The organism is Bacillus sp. B4EP4a (genome assembly GCF_006680105.1).
GTDB classification, from domain to species: Bacteria; Bacillota; Bacilli; order Bacillales; family DSM-1321; genus Peribacillus; species Peribacillus simplex_E.
Genome location: NZ_VHIK01000012.1, coordinates 1 through 24,194, shown reverse-complemented (window position 1 = coordinate 24,194; position 24,194 = coordinate 1). Strand labels below are relative to the sequence as shown.

The following is a 24,194-nucleotide window of genomic DNA, read 5'->3' as shown; positions in this document are numbered from 1 at the left end:
TCATATGTACTATACATCTAAAGGGTGGGGTATTATTCAAGAAATTTTTTCATACACATCATAGAACGTGATTTTTGATTCAAAGGTGGTTAATCAATTGAAGTTTATAGAAAAGCAATCGTTACCCATTCTATTTCTGTGCCTGCTCGTCCCATCGGCAGTGCCTCACCCTATCGCCGGTTACATGGCAACGGCGCTGATGCTCATTTTTATCGGTATAAATAAAAAAAACCTGTTATTAATTCTATTCATTTATTTCCCTGCCCGTCCCTTATTGATGGAACTGAATAGCGGCTTAACCTATACAGGTGACCTTGTCATCCTCACCTTATTCATTTCTTTGCTTATTGAAAGATTCAAAAAGAACGAATGGCAATTTTCGAAATATCATTTTACTGCGCCATTTTGGTTGTTTTGTTTAATTGGTGCCGGGGCTGCACTCATAACCGGAGTAGGAATCCTCCCCATCCTATTCGAACTCCGTGCATTGCTTATTACATTCTTGCTTCTTTACATTATCGGTGAATTAAATCTAGAAAGAAAGGATATCTTTCGCTTTTTAAAGGTAATCCTAATATTTACAATCTTACTTTGCCTGCATGGCATGGTGGAGAAAATCTTTTCACGTACGATCCTGCTTCCCCATGCATGGGAAATGTGGAATCTTTCTCCAACAAACCGGATGAGGATTTATGGAGCACCTGCCAATCCTAATGTATTTGCCTTATTCTTAAGCATCCAATTATTCCTTAGTTTCTTTCTATTTCAGTCGCTGAAAAAATATAAATGGATCGTCTTCCTGGCAGCCATCCTGCTTTCCGGAACGTTACTGCTTACCTATTCACGGGGCACGATGATCGCATTCGGGCTCTCGGCGCTTGTCTTTATGATATGGACTAGAAATAAACCATTTCTCAAATATGCTGTAGGAGCATTTTGTCTCGGCCTGCTTCTTATTTATTACCCAGTTTTATTTGCATCAAGTAAAGTGGAGGTATCCGCATCGATTCCCATGGAAAATGTGGTAATTGGCAGCCCCCCCTCTTCTGAACACGAACATGCCCTCTCCAATCGTTTTTCAGAAATGTTCTCTGATAAAACTCTGCACCAAAGTACGGAATGGGGCCGGTTATATGTCCTAATCAAAGGAATTGAAATTTTCAAAGATCACCCGATAATCGGTACCGGGCTAGCAACCTTCGGAGATTCTGCCACACTTTCCTATTCCTCACCAATCTATCAGGAATACCAAATTGGTGAAAGGATGTATACCGATAATCAATATATCCAGATTCTGGTCCAAACTGGTGTGCTGGGATTTCTTGCAGTTCTTGCATTCATCTTTTTCACCTGCCGTAAAATCCTAAAGTCGGGAAATGGCACTTTAGCAGCGTTCACCATCTGCCTGATGTTGTCCGCATTATTAGCAGGACTTTTCTACAATATTCTCGAAGATAAAACGTTTACGCTGATATTTTATAGTTGTTTGGGAATCTGTTTACAGAAGGACATCATTTTAAAGGATTGAAAATATGCCTACTCTTTCACATATCATTAAATCGGTCGGGCTCGTCACCATCATTGCAGCCATTGGAAAAGTCCTCGGATTCGGGCGGGAATCGATCATAGCCGCCTATTTCGGGGCATCATCAATGGCAGATGTTTTTTTCGTGGCAAGCCTCATACCGACCATTCTTTTTACGGCTCTCGGCAGCGGTCTTCAGGCCGGCGTTATTCCCATTTACTTGGAAAAGAAAGCGGACAATCCGTTGAAAGCTGATGAATTCATCAGTGTTTTAGGCTCATTCTTCATGCTGGTAGCCGGAGTCCTGACCATCGCCTGCATGATTTTCATAAAGCCGCTCGTCATGTTGACAGCCCCGGGTTTCTCTAATTCTGAGCTTGCCCTGACGGAGTCATTGACCCGGATCATGCTGCCAAGTTTACTATTTTTCACGCTTTCATACATGGCGACGGGGGTCCTGAATGCGAATAAGCGTTTTATTCTGCCGGCACTCACTTCAACTGCACAAAACACGGTCATTATAGCAGCCACTGTATTGTTCGCCGCTCCGTTTGGGATTGAAGGATTGGCTTGGGGTTTTTTATTCGGTGCAGCAAGCCAATTCCTTATTCAATACCCATCATTGAAGAAATACGGAATTCGGCCCATCGTCGCTTTCCTGCCTCATAAAAGGCAGATCGTTCAAACACTGTACACCTTTTATCCAATCATCATCGCCGCTTTGGCGATCCAGTTGAATAGTGTCGTCGACCGGATTATTGCGACTTCGCTCGAAACAGGGAGCGTATCGGCACTGAACTATGCGAATCGCCTGCTGTGGCTGCCATTAAGCATTGTCCTCACGCCGCTGATTACCGTATTGTATCCTTCAATCGTCGAGCGTGCACTTATAGGGTATCAATCTTTTCTTAATTTGACCTTAAAGGGATTGAAATCGCTATTATTTTTAGCGATTCCGTTCATGGTCGTCATGTTAATCAGCGGAAACAGCTTAATCACTCTAGCTTTCCAACGCGGGGCATTCGATGCTTCAGCAACCGAGGTGACTTATAGGGCATTCATCTTTTATTCCGCTTGCCTCCCGTTCTTTGCACTGCGGGATTATCTGATGAATGCCTTCTACGCCTTAAAGAAAACGAAAGTGGCCATGTATTCCTGCCTGATTGCCGTATTACTTAACGTCCTGCTCAGCTGGGTCCTATCACGTTATCTCGGCGTCGGAGGAATCGCTTTAGCATCAGGCATTTCCATGCTCCTGCAATCTCTCTACCTTTTCGGCTACCTATGGCTAAAGACAGAAAGAACGGACAAGGCAGCTTTCAGGGATGTTTTTCAGGAAAGCAGCAAGCTTGCCATCATCGGAATCATCATTTACGGACTCGCTCTCTGGATCCATCCGCTTACCATGACGTTGCCCATCATCATGGAATTAGTGATCATCTCGTCTCTGGTATTCGGATTATATCTCGCATTATCCATTCTTTTTAAAGTAAGCAGCCTGCAAGCGATGAAAAGGATCAGATCATCAAAGTAATACATTAGAAGGAGTGCCATTATGAACATTTTAATCACGACGATTTTCAACTACCCTCATGAAGGAGGGCTATCGAGCCATATCACTACGTTAAAAAAGGGTTTAATGTCGCGGGGCCATAATGTGGACATATTATCTTTCTCTCAATTACCACCTTTCAAGAGGAAGATGCTCGCCCAGGCTCCAGGATTTTTATTAAATAAAGTAAAACAGGGGAGCGGCCAGCTTTTCAATGACCGCCAACGCCAAAAATTATTGGCTTCATCTATTAAAGCCTTGAAAAAGAACTATGATGTCATAAATGCTCAAGACATTTTCGCAACGCTCGCCTCCATCGAATCCGGGATACCAACGGTGCAAACCGTCCATGGGTATTATTCATTCGAGGCAGTCAGCAGGGGCGCCCTTCTCCCGGATAGTGAAGAAGATTTGATCATTCGGGAGCTGGAAAGAAAAGCTTATCAGTCAGCTGCAAAAGTGGTGACGGTCGATCAAAGGATCAAAGACTATATAAATCATTTGGCACATATAGAGGCGGATACGATCAAGAACTTCATTGACGTGTCTGCTTTCAAACCGGAAATGGCAAAGCGGGAGCAAACTCGCCGGGACTTTCAAATACCCCAACATAAAAAGATGCTTTTCGTTCCGAGAAGAATGACGGAAAAGAACGGTGTCATCTACCCGCTCCTTGCTCTGCCGGAGGTGCTGGAAAATCATCATGAAACGGTATTGGTCTATGCAGGTACAGGAGAACAGCGAAGCCGGCTTGAGGAAACGGCAGCCAGGCTCCAAATATCTGATTCCGTACTTTTCCTGGGTTCAGTGCCGTTCGAGAAAATGCATAATCTCTATGAAGCATCGGACATCGTACTCATCCCAAGCGTTCATTCCCACGGGGTGGAAGAAGCGACTTCCATTTCTGCATTAGAAGCGATGAGTTGCCGCTCACCCGTCATTGCAAGCGCAATTGGAGGTTTAAAGGAGATTCTCATTGATGGTGAAGACGGTTTGTTAGTGGAGGAAAAAAATAAGGAAGCACTTGCACAAGCCATCTCCATTCTGCTTAAAGACACTGCTTATGCAACAAAGTTAGCTGCGAAAGCAAGATATAAAATGGAAAGCGAATACTCCCACCTTTCAGCTGCCGAGCGGTTTGAGAAAGCTTATGATGAAGTGCTGAACTAAAAAAAGCAGACCCGAAGCCCGGGTCTGCTTTTCACTTTCATACCAGTGCGGAACTACGCCTTTTCATTTGTTCTTCACGGTATTTTTTCTGTTCTTGTTTAGACATGGCGTTATATTCTTTTAAGAATGCTTCATATTGCGGCATTACCTCGTTCATGGCACCGTATGCCTTTAACTCTCCATATTCAAGCCATAAAGCCTTTTGGCAAAATTTCTTCATCTGACCGATTGAATGGCTGACAAAGAACATCGTTTTGCCTTTTTCCTTAAATTCGTTCATTTTCTCCAAACACTTTTCAGCAAAGTTTTTATCCCCGACTGATAAGGCTTCATCAATAATCAGGATATCTGGATCAATATGCACGGAAATGGAAAAACCAAGCCTGGACTTCATGCCGCTTGAATAGGATTTCACCGGTTGGTCAATGAACTTGCCTAGCTCTGAAAACTCGATGATCTCAGGCTCAAGTTCTTTGATCTGATTTTTGTCGAATCCGAGCATCAGCATTTTCAGTTCGATGTTTTCTCTGCCCGTCAACTGATTATTCAGGCCCGATGCAACGGCAATCAAAGCCGTTTTCCCGTTGGTTTGGACATTTCCGTCCGTGGGCGGGATAATGCCTGCAATAATATTGGACAATGTGGATTTCCCTGATCCGTTGACCCCGACAAATCCTATTACATCGCCTTTTTCAGCTTCAAAACTTACATTTCTCAGAGCAAAATACTCTTCTCCATAGCTTTTGGGCAAAAGGAGATCCAATAATTTTTCCGAGTTTTTATTATATAATTTATATTTTTTCGTTATATCTTTGACTATTACCGATTTTTCCAACTTTTCTCACTTCCAGTTTACTTAAAGTCAACAAAGCGATCTCTAAACCTGACATGCAGCGAGGAACCTATCAAAAACAAGATGATAACGACTGCCCAGAAATAAAGCGTATATTCCCAATGCTCTATTAGATACCATGATTCCCCCAACAATGAAGCTCGATACCCATCCACAATATAATATAGTGGATTCAGCTTCATGATATTGACTAGAACAGGATGGTCCTTAGCATCCAATACCCAAAGGATTGGTGTTAAATAAAACAAGACTTTCATTAAGGACACGATTATATTATGAACGTCACGAATAATGGTTGATAATGTTGAAGAGATTAACCCAAACGAAAATAACAGCAAGACCGTTGCAACAATATAATACGGCAGTTGCAAGATATAGACTGTTGGGAGGTATCCAGTAAAACCTAATAGGATGATGATGACTCCCAGCAGCATTAAATGCTGATACAACTTGGCAAAGATGACATACGAAGGGATGACACTCATCGGAAAGCTCATCTTGGATACCATATTCAGTCGGGAAAAGACGGATTTGGACGTTTGGGTTATTGAAGGGTTCACAAAAAACCAGACAACGATCCCTGCCATTAGCCATGGAAGGAAATTTTCACCGCGATTTAAGATTATAAAGCCGAATACAAACCAATAAATCGCAATCTGTATCATCGGATTGATGATTTCCCATAGGATTCCCAGGTAGTTATTGCTGTTGGCACTTTTCACTTCATAAACAGATAAACGCCTTACCAAATAAAAACTATTGATTTGTTCTTTTAAAACGGTCAAAGCTGAACTCATAAATTACACAGACCTTCCTAAAAACACTTTTTCTACGACACGGCGTGAAGCCTGGCCATCCTCGAGTGCACAAAACCGCGCGTGAAAATGATTGATATCATTGGTATTTTCGTATTTCATCGTCTTGATACTATCAATGACCGCATCAGATGTTTTGACTAATAAACCAGGTGCATTCTTTTCAAAATCAAAGTAAAACCCGCGAAGCTTGTCCCTGTAATTTTCAATATCATATACATAGAAAAGCATCGGACGCCGTAAATTTGCGTAATCAAAGAACACGGATGAATAATCAGTTATTAATAAATCCGAAATAAGATACAAATGACTGATATCCTCGTAACTGGATAAATCATAGGCGAATCCTTGATACGCCGATAAATCCAAGTTCTCTGAAACCAAATAATGAAGACGGAGCAAAATGACATACTCCTCCCCCAATTCCCGTTTCATTCGATCCAGATCCAGTTTTATTTCAAACTTATATTTTCCCTTGCTATAAAACTCATCGTCCCTCCAAGTCGGGGCATATAAAACGATCCTTTTCTCTATTGGTATACCCAACTTCTGTTTCAATGAGTCGATTGTATCACGATTATTCCCATTGTAAAGTATATCATTACGAGGATAACCGGTTTCCAGAATTTTAGAAGTATCGACATTGAAGGCCCGGGCAAAAATTTCACTGGAATAAGCATTCGGTGAAATTAAATAATCCCATTTACTTGATTCGGCATGGAAATTTTCTTTATATTTATCCGTCGTTGTTCCAGGCATATGAACTTCATTCATATCCGCCGCAAGTTTCTTTAATGGAGTACCATGCCACGTTTGCAAATAGATCGTGTGCTTTGGCTTCGGAATCCAAAGCGGGAGCCTGCTGTTCGTTACCCAATAATGGGCCCTTGTCATTTTGAGCAGCCAACTAAATGAAAAACGATTGAGATATGGGATGCCTGCCTCTTCGAAATGAGCTGTATATCTTTTATCTACGCTCCAATACATTTTATATTCAGGATGGTGACTCTGCAAGTATTCATAAATCGCCCGGGGATTGCAGCTATACTGCTTGCCCAAAAAGCTCTCAAAAATAACCAACTTCCGGTCCACCGGCAATACTGTGCCCGCCATTGCAAAAACCACTTTATATGCTCTTAAAAAAAGTGCTTTAGCCTTATTTTTAACTAGCGATAGAAAGGAAGGTCTCTTTGAGGTTTGTATTTTTTCATTTGACATATCCGATCTCCCTTTTTATTGATTAATGATAAAGGAACCATGCTAATAACTCGAATTAAAAATAAGCTCGCCCAATAGAAGGGAGAGCTTATTTTTGGTGTACTTCTAACAGCTACTCCAAAGACTTTATTGCCAGTCCCAAATTATTTGCCACTGTTGTATAAAACTCCACATTTTTCTTATTATATGTCATCTTATTTTTCAGGATCCTTTTAATATTCACCAATTGATAATCATTGTAGCGAATGAACACCGTAAATAACGACTTTTCCATTTTATCAATTTCATCTAATGAAACAGTGAAATGGCCTCTATTACCTTCTATTTGAACTCCGCAATTGATTTCATTGTCAAATCTTGTCCTATCACGTATCAATACAGAATCTATGTTGTCAATATCATCACCATAAATCTCAAAACTTTGGTGGTAGGCATTATCCATAATATAAGAATCCAGTGCACGGGCAAGCATCGGTATCCTGACAAAGCGATATTCATCTTCCAGAAATGGAAGTTCATAATAAGGTAAACCATCTTTTATATGATATTTTTTATTGGAATCTCGCTTTAACCATTCAAACAACTTTATGAAATCATCAATACGATCCTCCATGAATAATTCAAGTGCTAATTTATAAATAGGTACTTTAAATTCATTCTTGAAGTCATATGACAAGTTTTTCGCAGTTTCGACGGCTTCCCCTAATATTTCAATAAAATCTTCTTTTTTCTTGGATTTCACAAAGGTTTGACTGTCAAACGTTTTTACAATATCGTACTCATAAATCCGGTTAAGAGCCACCCTTTTCAATTCAATGGCAATATCCTTGGATTGAATATACTTTATTATGCCAACATCCGCTTTTCTTTTGTCTAACATATTCGTAACACGTGTTAAAGAAGATGAGTTTTCCGAAGTTCTATTGACATAATAAATAGGTTTTTTGGTAGTTGATACAGCTCTAACTTTAAAGAAAACATCAGTAAAAAACCATTTATCTTCACCGAATTTCATATTCGGAAAACCAATTTCATTTTCTTTAACCATATGCAGATTCATCATCCTGGCCGTTGGACCCATATGATAAAAAAAGTGCGGAACATCCATTGGGGTGATGCTTCTTCTTTCTTTAATGGAAGCAAACTCCCCGATCACACTCTCTGACTCAGATTCGACTTTTACCGTTTTGCCCACTACATAATCATCACCGGTTTCCTCCAGTATGTTATAGAGGCTTTCCAGTCCATCATGTGCAAGCCAGTCATCCGCGTCTAAAAAAGTGATATATTTGGATGTTCCCAATTCTATTCCAATGTTTCTCGGGGTCCCAGGTGACCCATTATTTTCTTGAAGGGTAACTGAACAGATATTCTTATATTTGGCTGTATACTCTTGAATGATTTTATTTGTGCCATCTGTCGAACAATCATCAATGATGATATATTCAATCTGATCTATGCCCATGGTTTGATTGATTACTGATTCAATCGATTTTCTGATGAATTTTTCAGCATTATATGCAGCAGTGACTACTGTGACTTTTTTTCCTTTTCCTAAAAATTTATTTCTTAAGCTTACAGGACTATTTTTCAATTGAATATTACCGCTCTTTAAAAGTTCCCTCGCTTTTTGACGTACCAAGAAATTCATACGATTCCTCTCTCCTTTTATGTCTAGAGGTAACATAGACGTTTCGACCAGGCAGCCAAATTCACCAGTTACTTAAGCAACAATACCCTTTATTTTAGGAATCAATCATTAAAAAATTTATCCACGATTCTCTGGGTAGCTTTACCATCCTCTATTCCACAATACTTCTCTCTAAATAAACCATATCTTTCTTTATATTGCATGTTTATATCATCAATATTGGTAATAGTTTCGATAATCTCCTCAGTTGTTTTTAAAAATGGACCTGGTGCTTCCTTTTCAAAATCCATATAGAATCCGCGGATGTTATCTCGGTAATCTTCCAAATCATACGTGTAATACAAAATCGGCCGAGCAGTATTAGCAAAATCGAACATTACTGAAGAATAATCCGTAATCAATATATCAGAAATCAGGTAAAGTTCCTGAATATCTGAATAATTGGATACATTTATCACGAAATCCTCAAATTCGCTTGGGATGCTGAGATTATTACTTATAACAACGTGCATCCTTAACAACAGGATATATTCATCCCCAAGTTCTTCCTTCATTCTTTCCAAATCAAATTTCAGCTCGAAAACAAATTTATTATTTTTCGATGTTTGATTATCCCGGAATGTAGGAGCATATAAGATGACTTTTTTCCCTTTTGGTATCTTCAGTTTTTCCATCACTGACTTGGAAATTATTGAAGAATCCTCCCTGTAAAACAAATCATTTCTTGGATATCCCGTTTCTAAAATTTCCCCTTCATACTTGAAAGCGCTTCTGAAGGCCTTGGATGCGTATGGACTTGGTGATATTAAATAATCCCAAGTTCTCGTTGCACCATGCACTCGATCTAAGTACCCATCGTCTCTTCCTTGAATATTATCTATATCAAATAGCATTTTTTTCAATGGGGTACCATGCCAAGTCTGAATATAAGTCGTTTCCTTCCTTTTGCTTAAATAGGTAGGGAAGTTTTGATTATTTATCCAATAACCTGCTTTGGCTAAATAATAATAGTATTCCGGACTTAAGCGTTTTATCAGCTTCGTATTCTTTCCTTTTATCGGTAAATTACCATTATACACCCAAACTTTTTTATATTTATTATCCCTTTTGACCAGTTCTTCATAAATATACTTGGGGCTATCGGCGAATTGCTTCCCTATCCCACTCTCAAAAAGAATAAGGTTCCGGTCAACCGGGATAACCCTGGACATGATTTTATAAACTTTTTTCATGACAGGGAAATATTTATCACTTTTCCTAAACCGATTCAAAATGAGTTTGGATATCGGATGGTTATATAATTTAGTTAGTGAATTTTGATCTTTTTCTGCATTTTGAATCACTTCGAATATCCTTGAATTAGAATGGACATCGCGATATTTAATAAAACGGTTGGCCTTGTCCATATACTTCCTCTTCATGACAAAATCAGTATTGGCATATTCGGCTAATACACCTAACAATTCATCCAATTCATCAACGATTTCACCTGGAAGATCGTTATCCAAATCCAAATGTGACGGTCTTTTTCCTATGAAACGGTCTCTATCAAATTGATAGTAAATTACCGGTTTATGCAGGAAACTAAAGTCAAAAGCTACACTTGAATAGTCCGTAATCATTATCGCACTTTCCTTGATTAACCTTTGGACATCCACTTCACCCTGGCTAATTACCCTAACTGGGGCATCCTTAAAATAAGACGTGAATTTCTGCATATTAGGGTGAAGGCAAAAAATGATTTCAAACCCATTGTTTTTAGATAAATCATGTAATACCGGGTGATTCACTAATTTCTGATACCTTTCAAAATACTCGCTTTCCAAAAATATTTCATCGGAAGTAATCCAATCTCTCCATGTTGGAATGATCAATAATTGCCTCTTTGTTGAAACATCATCCTTAAACAGCGAGTCGAACCTCGAAAGTCCCGTCGCGAATACTTCTTTTTCGTTGTAACCAAAATCAGTTACAATCATATCCTTTTCGAAGTCTGAACTTACTAGAAAAACATCCGTACTAAAACCGGAAACTGCATTTTTCCCGTAGTTTGCCACCATATTCTTCGTGCCCATAACACCATGTTGAAGGAAAACCTTAACCCCCTTAACACGATTTTTAAATTCAGATGTCCTTAAAGGATATAAATAATCCGGGTGATGTGATGAAATGATACGTGTCGATTCCATCGTCTTTTTAATATGATCCTTTGACTTGAAATAAAGTACATTTCCAAAGGGCTCGACGTTCTTGGCTTCCACGGAATTTTCTTCTATTACATAATACACTTCTTTTTCTGGATGATTTTCCCTCATATATTTAAAAAAGTGATATCCAGTATCCTGGGCTTTATACGTTCTTTCTCCAACTAGCCAGACATCCTTTTTCTTTTTAAATAAAGTCAGGAATCTCCTCCACCCCATCATCCTTTTTAAATACCGATAACTATCTGTAGAGAAGTTAAACACTTCCAAAGATAAATTGGATGCTTTAAAGGTATAGTAAGGATTGACGATAGCAACTCCAGCATTCGAGCTGACATCAGTCTTTTTAGTAAATAATTTAGTTCTGGTGGTTGGTCTTCCGACGCGTACCATTTTCGGCTCTTCCTGATCATGTAAATGTAGTTTCATGTAAATGTCATATACATCATCTTCCAAATCCGCACTGACTAATCGTTCTAGATCCAATATCAAATCATATAGATAACGATTCAGTCCATATTTCTTAATATTCATTTCCTCATTATGAATAAAAGATATATCTGCCTGATATTCTTTGCCACTTTGCCTTCCTCTTACAAGTCCCTCACCTTTTATGATTCTTGAATGCTTGGTGAAAATTTGACCATTAATTTGCATGGTTTTCGACTTGTTTTGGATTTTTTCAATTTGAGACTTAATCGAAATTTTAGGGGCCATATTGAAGTAAAGAGATAAATTTCCTTTATTCGTTATAGAAAATATACTTTGTTTATTTTCATAGGTGTAAATACTCAAATTGTTCACGTACGTTTCCTGAAAACGCCCGAGGCGAATTGGATATTCGATATGAACCTGTTCGTTCACATCTACATATTCACCTTTATGTTCAATACTAAGTATCGTTTTTTTGCTCAGCTTTTCAACCGGAACGGTAACCTTTATATAACAGTCATATACAGTCGGTTCATCATCTTCCAATTTCCGCATTAAATCTTTCATATCTACTTTAAACTCAAATTTAGATGAGCTCACTGATTCAGCAATTTTTATTTTTTGATCTTCGTTTTCCCTAGAATATAGCCATAGTTCTTTTGCGCAATAATGTTCTATTGAAAATTCCCCTTTTAACAACAGCGTATCTTCCTCTTGCGCAATGGTCAGAACTTGTTTTAGCTTAATTTTAGGAGCTTTTTTTGCTTTCCCTTTTCCAAGAAGCTTTTTAATCATTTTAGACCACCTATAACAAATTATTATTTAAATAAAAATGAATCATTTATTGTACTTTAAAATCATAAACTTTTTTCGGTTTTTCCTCAATATCATTAAACAGACAGGTAAAACGACCATAAATTACCTCTAATTCCTTCAATAAACAAAAAAGACAATATTGGTTAGTTCGATGTTGAAAACGAACATACTAAAACTAAAAACATTTCGTAAATATGTACGTCCTTCCATGTTGCCAGAATGGAAAGGGAATAGCAAAAACATGTTTCTTAATTGCAAAGAAGTCTCTTGACATCAAAGTGAACGCTTTCAAAACAGGCCGACTGTTTATACTTGCACTTCATTAATCGGGCTATTAAATGTGAAGAGATAGATTGTGGCCTATACATGACCCATCTATTAACAGGGATTTATGATGCTCCTCTAGTTGTTCTCTCCTAAACGTGGTAAAATTGTGAATGGCTTATTCTGATTGCAGCAAGATAATGAAATTTTTCTTATCATATCGTTATCGTTCATCAGCTTACTTAAAGTAATTTGATGAACTTATTTTTAAATGCCTTTCATTATAAATCATGCATTTCTATAGATACTTTATTATGCCCTGCTGAGTAAGACAAATTAGTCAACATTTTATTTTAGCTTAAAAAATAATATTAACAATAATCATCAATGTAAAAAATTGTGGTTTATTTGTAAAAAAATTGTGGTTTATTTGTAAAGCTATTAAGTTATAATTAGTTAGAGAATGTCATTGCCAAAAAAAATATAGGAATAAAACAAGCAGAATTGAAATGCTGGCTGCCTGTTTTATTGTTCCATTTCATATTCTAATAGACCAAATATATATTAATTTGATTGAATAACAGTTTAAGAGTCTTAAAGGAGGAATAAAAATGAAGAAAGTAATCACTTACGGAACCTTTGATTTGCTTCATTGGGGCCATATCAATCTATTAAAACGCGCTAAAGATTTAGGAGATTATCTGATCGTTGCCATTTCAACGGATGAATTCAATGCTTTAAAAGATAAAAAAGCTTATCATAGCTTTGAAAACAGAAAAATGATCCTTGAATCAATCCGTTATGTGGATGAAGTTATACCGGAAGACAATTGGGAACAAAAGAGGGAAGATATCGTTCGTGAGGGTGTAGATATTTTTGTAATGGGTGATGACTGGAAAGGCCAATTCGATGAATTATCCGAAGTTTGTGAAGTGGTCTACCTTCCAAGAACAATCGGCATTTCGACTTCCCAAATTAAAGATGACCTTTTACAAGTTACTAATGGCTAAAGAATTCGCGATAGGGATTTATCTTTTTTGTTTCAAAATTTTATTCTCTATCTTTAAGCTTTTCCCTTTATATGACAAAACGACCTTTGTCACATCATTCGGGGACAATTGCCAATATATCGCAGATGAAATGGACAAGCAGGACATTTCCGTTCAAAAAGTTTTTTTAATGAAATCGAGCAGTTCTATACAAGTTAAGGACGATGGGGAAACCATCGTCCTTCCGTTTGAATCAAAAAATATCATTGCCATGATCCGATCGATTTATCATCTGGCTACATCAAAATGGATTATCATCGATAATTATTTTGGCTTTCTTTCAGCTATTGCATTCAAAAAGCAAGTGACATGTGTTCAAGTGTGGCATGCGGCAGGGGCCGTGAAGCAATTCGGGGCAAAAGACCCTTCCATTCAAAACCGTTCAGCCGGTGCAAGGAAAAGATTTTTGGAGGTATATAAAAAATTTGACTATGTTACGGCAGGTTCAGAGATAATGGCCGGTATTTATCAGGAAAGTTTTCAACTACCGGCATCCCATATCCTAAGGACCGGAATACCTCGGACCGATTTCTTTTTTAATGATGAATCAAAAAGAATTGCCCGTAATGCTTTGCTGGCCAAGTATCCAGAACTTGAGCATAAGAAAATCATGTTATATGCCCCTACATTTCGTAATGACGGCTTGAACAACGGAGAGATTGCACTTGATTTAGAATTGCTCTACAAGGAACTTCAGGGCGAAAATTATGCGTTATTACTAAAACTGCATCCAGCTGTAAAAGCAGAGCATGATTTACAAGATAAATTCCCGGGATTCATTTACCCTGTAAATAGTGAATTTCACGTTAATCAACTGCTGATCAGTACGGATCTTTTAATTACCGATTACTCATCGATACCATTTGAATTCTCTTTTTTGGGAAGACCCATGATATTCTTTGCATATGACTTAGAAAAGTATGTGCAGGAACGGGGATTCTGGGAGGATTACTCTTCTTCCATGCCCGGACCCGTGGTATCTACCACGGAAGAGATCTTAAGGGAAATACGTACCGCCGATCATTCATTAATGAAGATCGCTTCCTTTAACCAAAAATGGAATGAATACTCCACGGGAAATTCAAGCAGGGATTTAGTTGATTTCCTTTTTAAATAAAACCGCCCACTTCGTAAAACGAAGTGGGTTTTTTCAATAACCCCTCGATGTAGGCACACCCTAAAAACAGGGGGATTTTTACAGCAAATGACAATCGAAAACAGGAAGCTCCACAATGTGAAAAAAGACTCACAATATAGAAAATATTGTAGATTACAATACTCAAACCCCACCAATATAAACCAGTAAAATACTACTATTTTCCCCATGTAATAAAAATGTAATATGTTTAATCCCATTTAATTTGTTAGAATAGGGAAAAAGACATATTAGAGGTGGAAAACCGTGAAAAAAAGTGTTGTCGCATTTTCGACATTAGCCATTTTATCTTCGACTTTTGTTTCTCCTGCCCTTGCCGGTACATATACAGTCAAAAGCGGTGATAACTTAAGTAAAATCGCCCAGAAGCATAATACAACGGTAAAAGACTTAAAACAGCTTAATAACTTAAAATCAGACTTTTTGAGAATCAATCAGAAATTAATTACACCCAACTCCACAACAACATCAAATGCTTCTTCTGTTTCCGTGAAAAAAACAAAGAAAACCACATATACCATTGTTCCAGGTGATACCTTAACCAGGATAGCAAACAAGCATAACCTTACACTTGCTGAATTGATGAAAATGAATAACTTAAAATCCGATAGAATTTATGCAGGCGCCAAACTTATCGTATCCAAATCAACCACCACTACTACCATTGATTTACCCGGCAGCTCCAAACCATCCAATGTGACTCAGACCCCAGCCAATTCGTCTACATACATAGTGGTAAAAGGTGACACTCTTTCCAATATTTCCAGAAAAACCAACTTGACCGTAGCCCAGCTTAAATCAATCAACTCGTTAAAGTCCGATTTAATTAGAGTGGGTCAAAAACTAAAATTAAGTAAATCGGCAAGCACTGCCCCTGCAGATAATAACGATGTTGGAAAAGTGGAAGCCCCAAGTTCGGGGAACAAAGTGGCCAAGCTCGTTTCCGAAGCAAAGAAATTAATTGGTACACCCTATTCGTGGGCGGGTGCCTCCCCATCAGGCTTCGATTGCAGCGGATTTATTTACTATACGTTCAAGAAGGCTGGGTATGAAGTTCCCAGGCTTTCATCTTCCACATATTATGATATGGGTAAAAAAGTTACTTCACCGAAAAGCGGCGATCTTATCTTCTTTGCAACTGGTTCCAATAAATCAGTGGTAAGCCATATGGGAATCTACTTGGGCGGCGGGGAATTCATTCATGCCTCATCAAGTAAGGGAGTAACTATCAGTGCTACTTCAAACTCTTATTTCAAAAGTAAAATCATCGGTTATAGAAGTTTATAAGATTTTCTTGCCAGACTTTCCTCTTAAAGTCTGGCAATTTCATGTAAAAGAATCATAGTTTCTTTATCTCTGGGTTATACAATTTACGAAACATTCGAATGATTTGCCAACGAAGGAATTCGATTTCTCTAGAATCCTTCGTTTTTTTGGATAAAAAAAGGAAAATATGCACTCTAAGTACAAAAAGAAACTATTCTATTTTTGACAAAAAAAAGGTATAGTTAAAAATACCGACTAGGTACTTTTTCACACCTTCCATTTTGTGGGATGGTTAAGGGAGGAATATTAAATGAGATCCGAACATAAAAAAAAGAAAAAGAAACGTAAAACGTTTAAAATAATCGGCTTCACCCTTCTTATCCTTTTCATTGGCGCAGGTGTTTATGGCGCTTCAGTTTATCAATCATTAGCCGGTGCGATCAGCACCATGCAGGGTACAGCCCATAAAACGGATAAGCGGGTAGAGGACATCAAGTTCAAAAGCAAAGATCCATTTTCATTACTAATTCTTGGTGTGGATGAAAGAAAGAATGACTCAGGTCGATCAGATACGATGATCGTCATGACGGTTAATCCTAAAAAGGAATCGATTGAGTTATTGAGTTTACCGAGAGATACGCGTACAGAGATCATCGGTAAAGGTACAACTGATAAAATGAACCATGCCTATGCATATGGCGGAGTTGCCATGTCGATAAATACAGTGGAAGCCTATTTGGATATTCCGATTGATTATTATGTCAAAATGAATATGGAAGGCTTTCAGGATATTGTGAATGCCGTTGGTGGTGTCACAGTCGATAATGATATGGACCTTGCCTATAAAGGATATACCTTCAACAAAGGCACGATCGACTTAAATGGTAAAGAGGCCTTGATTTATTCCCGAATCCGTAAAGAAGATCCCCGCGGGGATTATGGACGGCAAATGCGTCAACGCCAGGTTATCCAAGCTGTCATGAAAAAAGGGTCAAGCCTATCAACACTTACCAATTATGACGATATATTCGAAGCTCTAGGTAAAAACGTGGAAACCAATTTAAGTTTCAATGAAATGTTAAGTATCCAAAATAACTACAAATCATCCCTCAAAAATATTGAACAATATACACTCGAAGGTGACAATCAACGGGTAAATGGCGTTTGGTACAACATCGTTCCAGAAGATACAAAGCTTGAAGCCCAAAATCGTGTGAAAGCACATCTGGGATTATAATGAATGGAGGATGGCTTTTATCAGTCATCCTCTTTTTTTACCTTTTTTCCAATTTGTTTAAAGTAATCGGAACGTATCACTTGATCACTCAGATCGATCTCCTTTTGGTCTACAGGTGAAAATCCATCGACCTTGCCTTCCCCATTTATTTTCATTTGAGAACCATAATCCCCTTTCAATACCAAAGCATCACCCTCTTGCCCATTCAGCATGCTCTCTCCAAAGTATGAAGAACTCTTAATATTGAACAGATCATATAGAGTTGGTAGAATATCGATTTGGCCCGCTACCTTATCAATCGTTCTTCCTTCCATATCCTCCTGATAAATGATCACGGGAATGGGCATATATTTTTCAATCCACTCTTCATCGCTAATTTTACTGCCATAATACGCTTCAACCTCTTGTTTATCTTTTAAAAATAGGCCATCATGATCTCCGTATATGACAATCACGCTGTCTTTCAATTTCCCGTCATCCTTCAACTTCTTTATGAAATCCCCGATGGCGGAATCTGTATAATGAATGGCTTCAAAATATTTGGTCAGGTAACTGTTCTCTTTTCCAACTTCAGGCTTCAATGTTATCTGTTCATTCGGTAGTGAAAAAGGTACATGGCTGGTCAGAGTAACGAAAAAGGCGTAATAGGGATTTCGTTTATCTTTTAAGAAATCATAGCTTTGATTGAAGAAACTGCGGTCTCCCAACCCCATCGAAATCATCTCATCCTGCTGCATATCCTCTATGGAAAGATAGTCATCAAACCCTAGCGAGGGATATGCATGCTGCCTATTCCAAAAGTCTTCTTCATCTCCATGGAAAGCAAAACTTTGATAATCCGACTTCTTCAATTCCTTAGCAAGGCCCGGAAAATCATTATAAGGGAATCGAAAAAAGGTCGCACCTTGCTTTAAAGGAAATAGTCCGGTATTCACGATAAGCTCTCCGTCAGATGAATTTCCAAATACCGTCTGTGGATATACACGCGGGAAGTACACCCCCCCTTTCGCCAGTTCATTCATGAATGGCGTGACCTCCTGCCCGGCACTACTTTGAAATAGCGGAAACGCCTGTAAAGATTCCACCTGGATGATAATGAGATTCTTCCCCTCCAAGGATCCGGAATGGACATTTTCCTTTCTTTTCTTTTTATTGAAGTAATCAGAAACGGCCTTCTTTTCTTCCGAGGACATTCCATGCCTTCCCGAGTCAGTAAAATAGGCATACGTATCCAATGCGTGATGACCGATAGGGCCCCAGTTTCGCAAGAAGGTATTCGCCTCATAACGCCGGGTTATATCTACTTTGTCGATAAAGATATTCTTGACCGGCTTTAATCCTGCTATCATCAGGAATATTACGGCCGGCACTAGAGCCATATGCTTGAGGGGGTATTTTTTCTTCACAAATGATTCAGCAATTGGAATGCCTAACAGAAGAAAGATTGCATCCTTCATTTCCACCATACTGAATATACTTTCACCTAGCCCATTCAGATTACTTTTTTGCATCCACATATAGGACGTTATAGGTGTCGAATAATAACGATAAAACCAGATGTCCCCAAGGAAAAAGAGCATGATCGAAAGAAGGAAAACTGAAAAAATGATGCCCTTTACGACTCGACTCGTTATCCATTCCTTCAGATAGACAATAAAACCGGCAACACCGATGATTATCGTAATGATCCCAATAGAAAGATCGTTACCCATCCTATCATTCGTATAAATGAAAAGTATGGCGACGATTGAAAATGACAATATCTCAAATAGCCTCTCCTTCAATCGTTGATTCAGGTTATTCTTCATGCTCCTGCCACTTTCCTCTTCATTATTTCCAAGCCTTAGTTAAGCCTGATTGCGGAAGATTACTTATAAATATTACTTAGCGTTGCCATTTATGAGAAAATGCACACAGAAAACGGCATAAATATTTGGCACTAATGACTTCCCTAATAAACAAATAGCCTTCATCACTAAAAGGATGAGGGCTTTGCTTTGGCACTTGCCGCCAGATCATGCGGTTGTTTTCCTACTTCCTCTTCCATTCAAAAGCAATCTTCCAACCTTCATCAGGAATCGATTCCGCCAACAAATCTCCTTCCTCGAATAAGAAACGCCATGGCATGCTTGAAAGTGCTGGAATCTCACCAAGCTCTGTAAGATCGAATGTCTTTTTTGCGAGGAATTTCCCATCTCCATCAACTAACAGTAAATCCACGATATCAAACCTGACAGCTTTCTCTATTGAATTTCGTAGAAAAGCCACTATGATTACATCATCTTCCACCCTGGTCAGCTTGATGCCGGATATTGAAATTTGGTTCGGTTTTAATGCAGGCAGCCTTTGATGGTGGAATTTATATACATATTCCTCTTGCTTGGAAATTTCCCACCCTTTGTGAAACATCAGGGCAGTATGAATGGTGTCATCCTGATTTAATAACTCATGTACATCTGAAGCTGCATTATCCCTTTTTCCAAATAAACTCATCGTTCCTCACCCTCCAAAGCAGCTGCATCTTTCTGATTGCTTTTCATATATTCCATAAAACGGATGCTTATCTCCGACTCAATTTTACTTAATAGAAGGTTGAATTGACTGAGAGCCACTTTTTCAAAAAGTGTATATGGGTCCTGCTGACCATATCCGCTTAAACCAATGCCTTCCTTCATACTGTTCATTTCATCTAAATGGTTCATCCAATTTGTATCAATATGCTGCAGCATGAAAGCACGCAACTGGTTTCCCCATTCTGCATCGTTTTGAAAGATCATCAGCCTCAGCCTCGATTCCAATTCACTTAAAGCATCCAACGCTTTTCCTTCAATTTGGCCTTCTAAATCCTGAAAATCACTTGCCTGCCAACCTAACGACGGGAAAACAAGGGAAAGCTCCTCAATATAGGCAGAGGGATCAGGTTCCACCATATGTTCAGGGTAATATTTCACTGTAAGCCGAGTAATGTATTTTTCGATATATTCAAGTAAAATGGCCGACATCCGTCCAGGCTCCATATCAAGTATCCGATCTCTCATTGCATAGATGATTTTACTCTGCTCATTTAATGCATGTTCTAACTTCAATAAATGGTAACGGCTTGATTGATGCATCTGCTCTACCGTTTCCTGAACCATTTTTACGAATTTATCGGGTGCAGGGCTCAGCACCAATCCATTTTCATCCGTTTTGATTTTCTTGATATAACGCCCGATTTCTTCTTCATCATAGTAATCAAACAAATCATCTTCCAAAGAAATGATGAATTGTGTTGAACCAGGATCACCCTGCCGTCCGGAACGTCCTCTTAGCTGCATATCGATCCGACGGCTTTCGTGACGCTCCGTACCAATAATATGAAGGCCGCCCAATTCCTTGACATCATTCGCAAGTAATATATCCGTTCCTCTCCCAGCCATGTTCGTAGCCAGCATCACTTGATTTTTTTGCCCGGCATTCGCAATGATTTCCGCTTCATCCTCTTCCGTCTTCGCATTAAGGATTTGATGTTTAATTTTCCCCTTCTCTAGTTGAAACGAAATTTTTTCAGATTGCTCAATGGAGGTCGTCCCGATCAGAATAGGTCTGCCTCCATCATGAATCCGTTTTACTTCCGTGACGATTTTGTTGATTTTGCTGGTTTCATCTTTATAAATCAAATCAACCTCATCAACTCGAATGATGGGCTCATTCGTTGGAATTTCAATGACGGGGAGCTGATATATTTCCTGGAATTCAGACTTTGATGGCATTGCACTGCCTGTCATCCCAGACATTGAATGATATAATCGAAAATAATTTTGGACGGTAATCATGGCCTGTGTTTCATTCTCTTCGGAAATCTCCAAGCCTTCTTTTGCCTCAATCGCTTGATGAAGACCATCACTGAAGCTTCGCCCTTCCATCACCCTGCCTGTGAATTTATCGATGATTGCAACCTTACCATCGATGACAATGTAGTCCACATCCAATTTCATGATTGCATGGGCTTTTAGCGCCTGTGTAACATTATGTAATAACTCTTGATGTTCCATTCCATACAGATTGTCGATACCAAAGGCCTCTTCAATCTTTGAAGCCCCTTGATCCGTAAAAAAGGCAGACCTTGAATCGCTGAAAATCTCGTAATCATCATTTTCTATAAATGTCTTCATGATTTGCGCCGTGATCTGGTGAAGCTCGGTTCCGTCGCTTGCCCTGCCCGCAATGATTAATGGTGTCCTCGCTTCATCAATCAAGATGCTGTCAATCTCATCGACGATGGCAAATCGGTGCCCTCTCTGAACCTTTTCTTCTCTTCGGTAAACCATATTATCACGCAAATAATCAAAACCGAACTCTGTTGCCGTTCCATACGTGATATCTGCCGCATACGCTTCACGTTTTGCGGAAGGCCCCATTTGGGAAATATTCAAACCAACCGTCAACCCTAGAAATTCATGAATTTGTCCCATTAACTCCATATCACGTCTGGCCAAATATTCATTGGCCGTAATAATATGGACACCATTACCGTACAGTGCATGTAAATAGCTAGGCAAAGTAGAGACAAGCGTCTTCCCCTCGCCCGTATTCATTTGTGCGATGCCCCCTTCACTCAGGACAAAACCGCCTGCAAGCTGAACATCATGGTGCCTAAGATTCAATACTCGTTTAGAAGCCTCCCTCACGACCGCAAAAGCTTCGGCTTGTATATCCAATATATTGTCACCAGCATCCAATACGCTTTTAAATCTATCCTTCATTCCGCTTAATTCCAGATCTGAATAACTTTCATATTTACCCTCTAGCCGATTCACATCTTCTACCAACTTATAAATTCTCTTTAAGTCTTTAGAACCTTCTTTGAAGAACTTTTTCATACTGGATAGCATAGGGTTTTCTCTCCTATTAATTCAATTGAACTTTAGTTAAATTATATCAGTTAAATATTTACTGTTTATTAATTATCATAGAAATTCTTTCTTTTTTTGAAAGATAAATTACGTAAAAAGCGGCTGGATGCCCCTCCATTAAAAGCGCTAAAAAGATTAGCTCCATCCTGAATATCAGGGAGGGGTTTTTTTATCGATTTAAACAAATAATAGGAAGACTTTCACCCAATGGAGGATTACAGATGAATAAGAATTTCATTCATAAACTTGCACAGCCGCATCTCTTCGGATTATTCGTTCTTATATTTTGCCTTATTTACATGAGCTCCCCTATTCAAGCAGAGACAAAAAACACCCCCAAGAATGTCATATTGCTGATTGGCGACGGCATGGGGGTAGGGGCCATAGAAATTGCCCGGCAATTGGAATATGGAAAGACAGGTGTTCTACATTTGGAACAACTGGAGCATGTTGCCCTGATGCGCACGTATTCCGCCAATAATTTCGTCACTGACTCTGCAGCAGGAGGGTCCGCGATTGCCACTGGTATAAAAACCAACAATGAATCTATCGGTGTCGATGCCAATGGTTCCGAGGTGGATAGTATATTGGATGCGTTTCAGAGCAATGGAAAAAAAGTGGGGATCATCTCAACCAATATGGTAGTCGATGCCACACCCGCTGCCTTTGGTGCAAGTGTTCCTAACCGCTGGACAGGTGGCGCAAATATCGCTAGGCAGCTATTTGATAACCGCATCGACGTCATTCTCGGCGGAGGTGCCAACTATTTCGAGGCGGATAAGCAGAATGGCGAGGATTTAATCGCTAAATTTAAACAAGCTGGCTATGGGATTACGACGACGAAAGAAGAACTTAGCTCCATTAATAAACCGGAAAAACTTTTAGGGTTATTTCACCCTACCTATATGAATTTTAAACTGGATAAAGAAGTATTACATTCTCAAGAGCCATCCCTGCAGGAAATGACATCCAAAGCCATGGATATTTTATCAAGGGGTGATAAAGGATTCTTCTTGATGGCTGAAGGTGCGCGTATTGACCATATGGAGCATGCAGCCGATATCACTGGAATATGGAAAGAAACGATCGAATTTGACCAAACCGTGAAAGAGGTTGTAAATTGGGCAAAAAATCGAAATGATACATTGATTGTTGTACTTGCAGACCACGAAACAATGGGGATCTCCGCTTCTGAAACAATGGATATCACTGCATTGAAAAAAATCAGGGTTTCATCTGAATATATGTCCAAACAACTTACATTCGATAAAAATAATGAAATCAATCCAGAAAGTGTCGTTTCCACATTCAAGAAGTATGCACATATATCCCTTACGAATCAGGAAGTCGATCAATTCATCGATAACGTAAGAAAGAATAGAACGCTTGTCTATCCACAACATCAAATCGATTGGGAAATCGGAAGCACTATCGCCAGGCATCATAAGGCGGGTGTAGCTGATCGAAGCATACGGGCGGCCAGTTCCACAGGAGGGCACACAGCCAATATGATTCCCGTTTTCGCCTCGGGTCCAGGCAGTGAAGCCTTCGATGGAGTCCTTGAAAATACGGATATTTCGAAAACCATCTCAAAAGCCGCCGGTGTTCCGTTCACACCCGGTCAGCATAAAACAAAAGAGGAATGAATACATTCAGTCCTCTTTTAAAATTCTATCTAAATTAACTGGATTTTTTCCGTATACATTTCTATTGAGGTCGTTAAAACAAAGTTTTGGGGCATTTACTCGTGAGTTTGGCGCATTTACTCGTGAGTTTGCTCCTTTTACTCGTGAAATTGCGCTTTACTCGTGAGTTTGGCGCATTTACTCGTGATTTTGTGCCCTTTACTCGTGAGTTTGTGCCCTTTACTCGTGAGTCTGGCGCATTTACTTGTGAGTTTGTGCTTTACTCGTGAGTTTGGCGCATTTACTCGTGAGTTTGCTCCTTTTACTCGTGAGTTTGTGCCCTTTACTCGTGAGTTTGCGCCTTTTACTCGTGAAATTGCGCTTTACTCGTGAGTTTGGCGCATTTACTCGTGAGTTTGTGCTTTACTCGTGAGTTTGGGCCTTTTACTCGTGAGTTTGCGCTTTA

General features: G+C 39.1%; 15 protein-coding genes and 1 pseudogene. 8 read left to right on the top strand and 8 right to left on the bottom strand.

Annotated features, from left to right (window positions below; all coding sequences use genetic code 11):
• The first annotated feature begins 97 nt into the window (after positions 1-97).
• The 3 genes from FNK51_RS06250 to FNK51_RS06240 are packed head-to-tail and all read left to right on the top strand — an operon-like array spanning position 98 to position 4,247.
• Entirely contained in the window at positions 98-1,528 is a 1,431-nt protein-coding gene (locus FNK51_RS06250) for an O-antigen ligase family protein (RefSeq protein ID WP_141992780.1), read from the top strand.
• Positions 1,529-1,532: 4 nt separating this feature from the next.
• A complete protein-coding gene (gene murJ / locus FNK51_RS06245; protein WP_141992779.1) occupies positions 1,533-3,059 on the top strand; it encodes a murein biosynthesis integral membrane protein MurJ in 1,527 nt (508 codons plus the stop codon).
• Between the two features lie 21 nt (positions 3,060-3,080).
• Positions 3,081-4,247, top strand: coding sequence for a glycosyltransferase family 4 protein (locus tag FNK51_RS06240; RefSeq protein ID WP_141992778.1), 1,167 nt, complete (start codon positions 3,081-3,083; stop codon positions 4,245-4,247).
• Between the two features lie 37 nt (positions 4,248-4,284).
• Here FNK51_RS06240 and tagH read toward each other — a convergent pair whose 3' ends face one another.
• From tagH to FNK51_RS06215, 5 genes and pseudogenes are all read right to left on the bottom strand, one after another.
• Positions 4,285-5,082, bottom strand: a complete 798-nt coding sequence (tagH, locus tag FNK51_RS06235; protein WP_098371602.1) for a teichoic acids export ABC transporter ATP-binding subunit TagH — start codon at positions 5,080-5,082, stop codon at positions 4,285-4,287.
• 17 nt (positions 5,083-5,099) lie between these two features.
• Complete coding sequence (locus FNK51_RS06230) at positions 5,100-5,897, bottom strand: ABC transporter permease (RefSeq protein WP_098371603.1); 798 nt, start codon at positions 5,895-5,897, stop codon at positions 5,100-5,102.
• A 3-nt stretch (positions 5,898-5,900) separates the two neighbouring features.
• Positions 5,901-7,106: pseudogene (locus FNK51_RS06225) on the bottom strand (CDP-glycerol glycerophosphotransferase family protein); the annotation flags it as partial.
• Between the two features lie 139 nt (positions 7,107-7,245).
• Positions 7,246-8,784 carry a glycosyltransferase family 2 protein gene (locus FNK51_RS06220; protein WP_181762196.1) on the bottom strand — a complete coding sequence of 513 codons (1,539 nt, stop codon included), beginning with the start codon at positions 8,782-8,784 and terminating at the stop codon, positions 7,246-7,248.
• A 101-nt stretch (positions 8,785-8,885) separates the two neighbouring features.
• Positions 8,886-12,215 (bottom strand): CDP-glycerol glycerophosphotransferase family protein, encoded by a 3,330-nt coding sequence (locus FNK51_RS06215; RefSeq protein ID WP_141992775.1) that lies wholly within the window; start codon positions 12,213-12,215, stop codon positions 8,886-8,888.
• Between the two features lie 896 nt (positions 12,216-13,111).
• Here FNK51_RS06215 and tagD point away from each other — a divergent pair.
• The 4 genes from tagD to FNK51_RS06195 all read left to right on the top strand — a co-directional run bounded on the left by tagD (position 13,112) and on the right by FNK51_RS06195 (position 17,208).
• Complete coding sequence (gene tagD, locus FNK51_RS06210) at positions 13,112-13,510, top strand: glycerol-3-phosphate cytidylyltransferase (RefSeq protein ID WP_057278149.1); 399 nt, start codon at positions 13,112-13,114, stop codon at positions 13,508-13,510.
• The gene (locus FNK51_RS06205; RefSeq protein ID WP_181762195.1) at positions 13,503-14,666 is read left to right on the top strand and encodes a CDP-glycerol glycerophosphotransferase family protein; all 1,164 of its coding nucleotides are present in this window, start codon (positions 13,503-13,505) and stop codon (positions 14,664-14,666) included. The genes tagD and FNK51_RS06205 overlap by 8 nt, the downstream gene beginning before the upstream one ends.
• Positions 14,667-14,951: 285 nt before the next feature.
• Positions 14,952-15,992 carry a C40 family peptidase gene (locus FNK51_RS06200; protein WP_141992773.1) on the top strand — a complete coding sequence of 347 codons (1,041 nt, stop codon included), beginning with the start codon at positions 14,952-14,954 and terminating at the stop codon, positions 15,990-15,992.
• Between the two features lie 289 nt (positions 15,993-16,281).
• Positions 16,282-17,208 (top strand): LCP family glycopolymer transferase, encoded by a 927-nt coding sequence (locus tag FNK51_RS06195; RefSeq protein WP_098371609.1) that lies wholly within the window; start codon positions 16,282-16,284, stop codon positions 17,206-17,208.
• Positions 17,209-17,228: 20 nt separating this feature from the next.
• On the opposite strand, the gene FNK51_RS06190 is transcribed toward FNK51_RS06195, so the two are convergent.
• From FNK51_RS06190 to secA, 3 genes are all read right to left on the bottom strand, one after another.
• Positions 17,229-19,016 carry an LTA synthase family protein gene (locus tag FNK51_RS06190; protein WP_141992772.1) on the bottom strand — a complete coding sequence of 596 codons (1,788 nt, stop codon included), beginning with the start codon at positions 19,014-19,016 and terminating at the stop codon, positions 17,229-17,231.
• Between the two features lie 223 nt (positions 19,017-19,239).
• Positions 19,240-19,701 carry an SLAP domain-containing protein gene (locus FNK51_RS06185; RefSeq protein ID WP_141992771.1) on the bottom strand — a complete coding sequence of 154 codons (462 nt, stop codon included), beginning with the start codon at positions 19,699-19,701 and terminating at the stop codon, positions 19,240-19,242.
• Positions 19,698-22,082 (bottom strand): preprotein translocase subunit SecA, encoded by a 2,385-nt coding sequence (gene secA / locus FNK51_RS06180; protein ID WP_141992770.1) that lies wholly within the window; start codon positions 22,080-22,082, stop codon positions 19,698-19,700. The genes FNK51_RS06185 and secA overlap by 4 nt, the downstream gene beginning before the upstream one ends.
• A gap of 242 nt (positions 22,083-22,324) precedes the next feature.
• Between secA and FNK51_RS06175 the strand changes: the two genes are divergently transcribed.
• Positions 22,325-23,749 (top strand): alkaline phosphatase, encoded by a 1,425-nt coding sequence (locus FNK51_RS06175; RefSeq protein ID WP_141992769.1) that lies wholly within the window; start codon positions 22,325-22,327, stop codon positions 23,747-23,749.
• Positions 23,750-24,194: the final 445 nt, after the last annotated feature.

Excerpts from the sequence above, each read along its gene's own strand:
- FNK51_RS06220 (WP_181762196.1), bottom strand. The coding sequence starts at position 8,784 with ATGAATTTCTTGGTACGTCAAAAAGCGAGGGAACTTTTAAAGAGCGGT.
- FNK51_RS06205 (WP_181762195.1), top strand. The coding sequence starts at position 13,503 with ATGGCTAAAGAATTCGCGATAGGGATTTATCTTTTTTGTTTCAAAATT.
- FNK51_RS06240 (WP_141992778.1), top strand. The coding sequence starts at position 3,081 with ATGAACATTTTAATCACGACGATTTTCAACTACCCTCATGAAGGAGGG.
- FNK51_RS06185 (WP_141992771.1), bottom strand. The coding sequence starts at position 19,701 with ATGAGTTTATTTGGAAAAAGGGATAATGCAGCTTCAGATGTACATGAG.
- FNK51_RS06190 (WP_141992772.1), bottom strand. The coding sequence starts at position 19,016 with ATGAAGAATAACCTGAATCAACGATTGAAGGAGAGGCTATTTGAGATA.
- secA (WP_141992770.1), bottom strand. The coding sequence starts at position 22,082 with ATGCTATCCAGTATGAAAAAGTTCTTCAAAGAAGGTTCTAAAGACTTA.
- murJ (WP_141992779.1), top strand. The coding sequence starts at position 1,533 with ATGCCTACTCTTTCACATATCATTAAATCGGTCGGGCTCGTCACCATC.
- tagD (WP_057278149.1), top strand. The coding sequence starts at position 13,112 with ATGAAGAAAGTAATCACTTACGGAACCTTTGATTTGCTTCATTGGGGC.
- FNK51_RS06195 (WP_098371609.1), top strand. The coding sequence starts at position 16,282 with ATGAGATCCGAACATAAAAAAAAGAAAAAGAAACGTAAAACGTTTAAA.
- FNK51_RS06230 (WP_098371603.1), bottom strand. The coding sequence starts at position 5,897 with ATGAGTTCAGCTTTGACCGTTTTAAAAGAACAAATCAATAGTTTTTAT.
- FNK51_RS06215 (WP_141992775.1), bottom strand. The coding sequence starts at position 12,215 with ATGATTAAAAAGCTTCTTGGAAAAGGGAAAGCAAAAAAAGCTCCTAAA.
- FNK51_RS06175 (WP_141992769.1), top strand. The coding sequence starts at position 22,325 with ATGAATAAGAATTTCATTCATAAACTTGCACAGCCGCATCTCTTCGGA.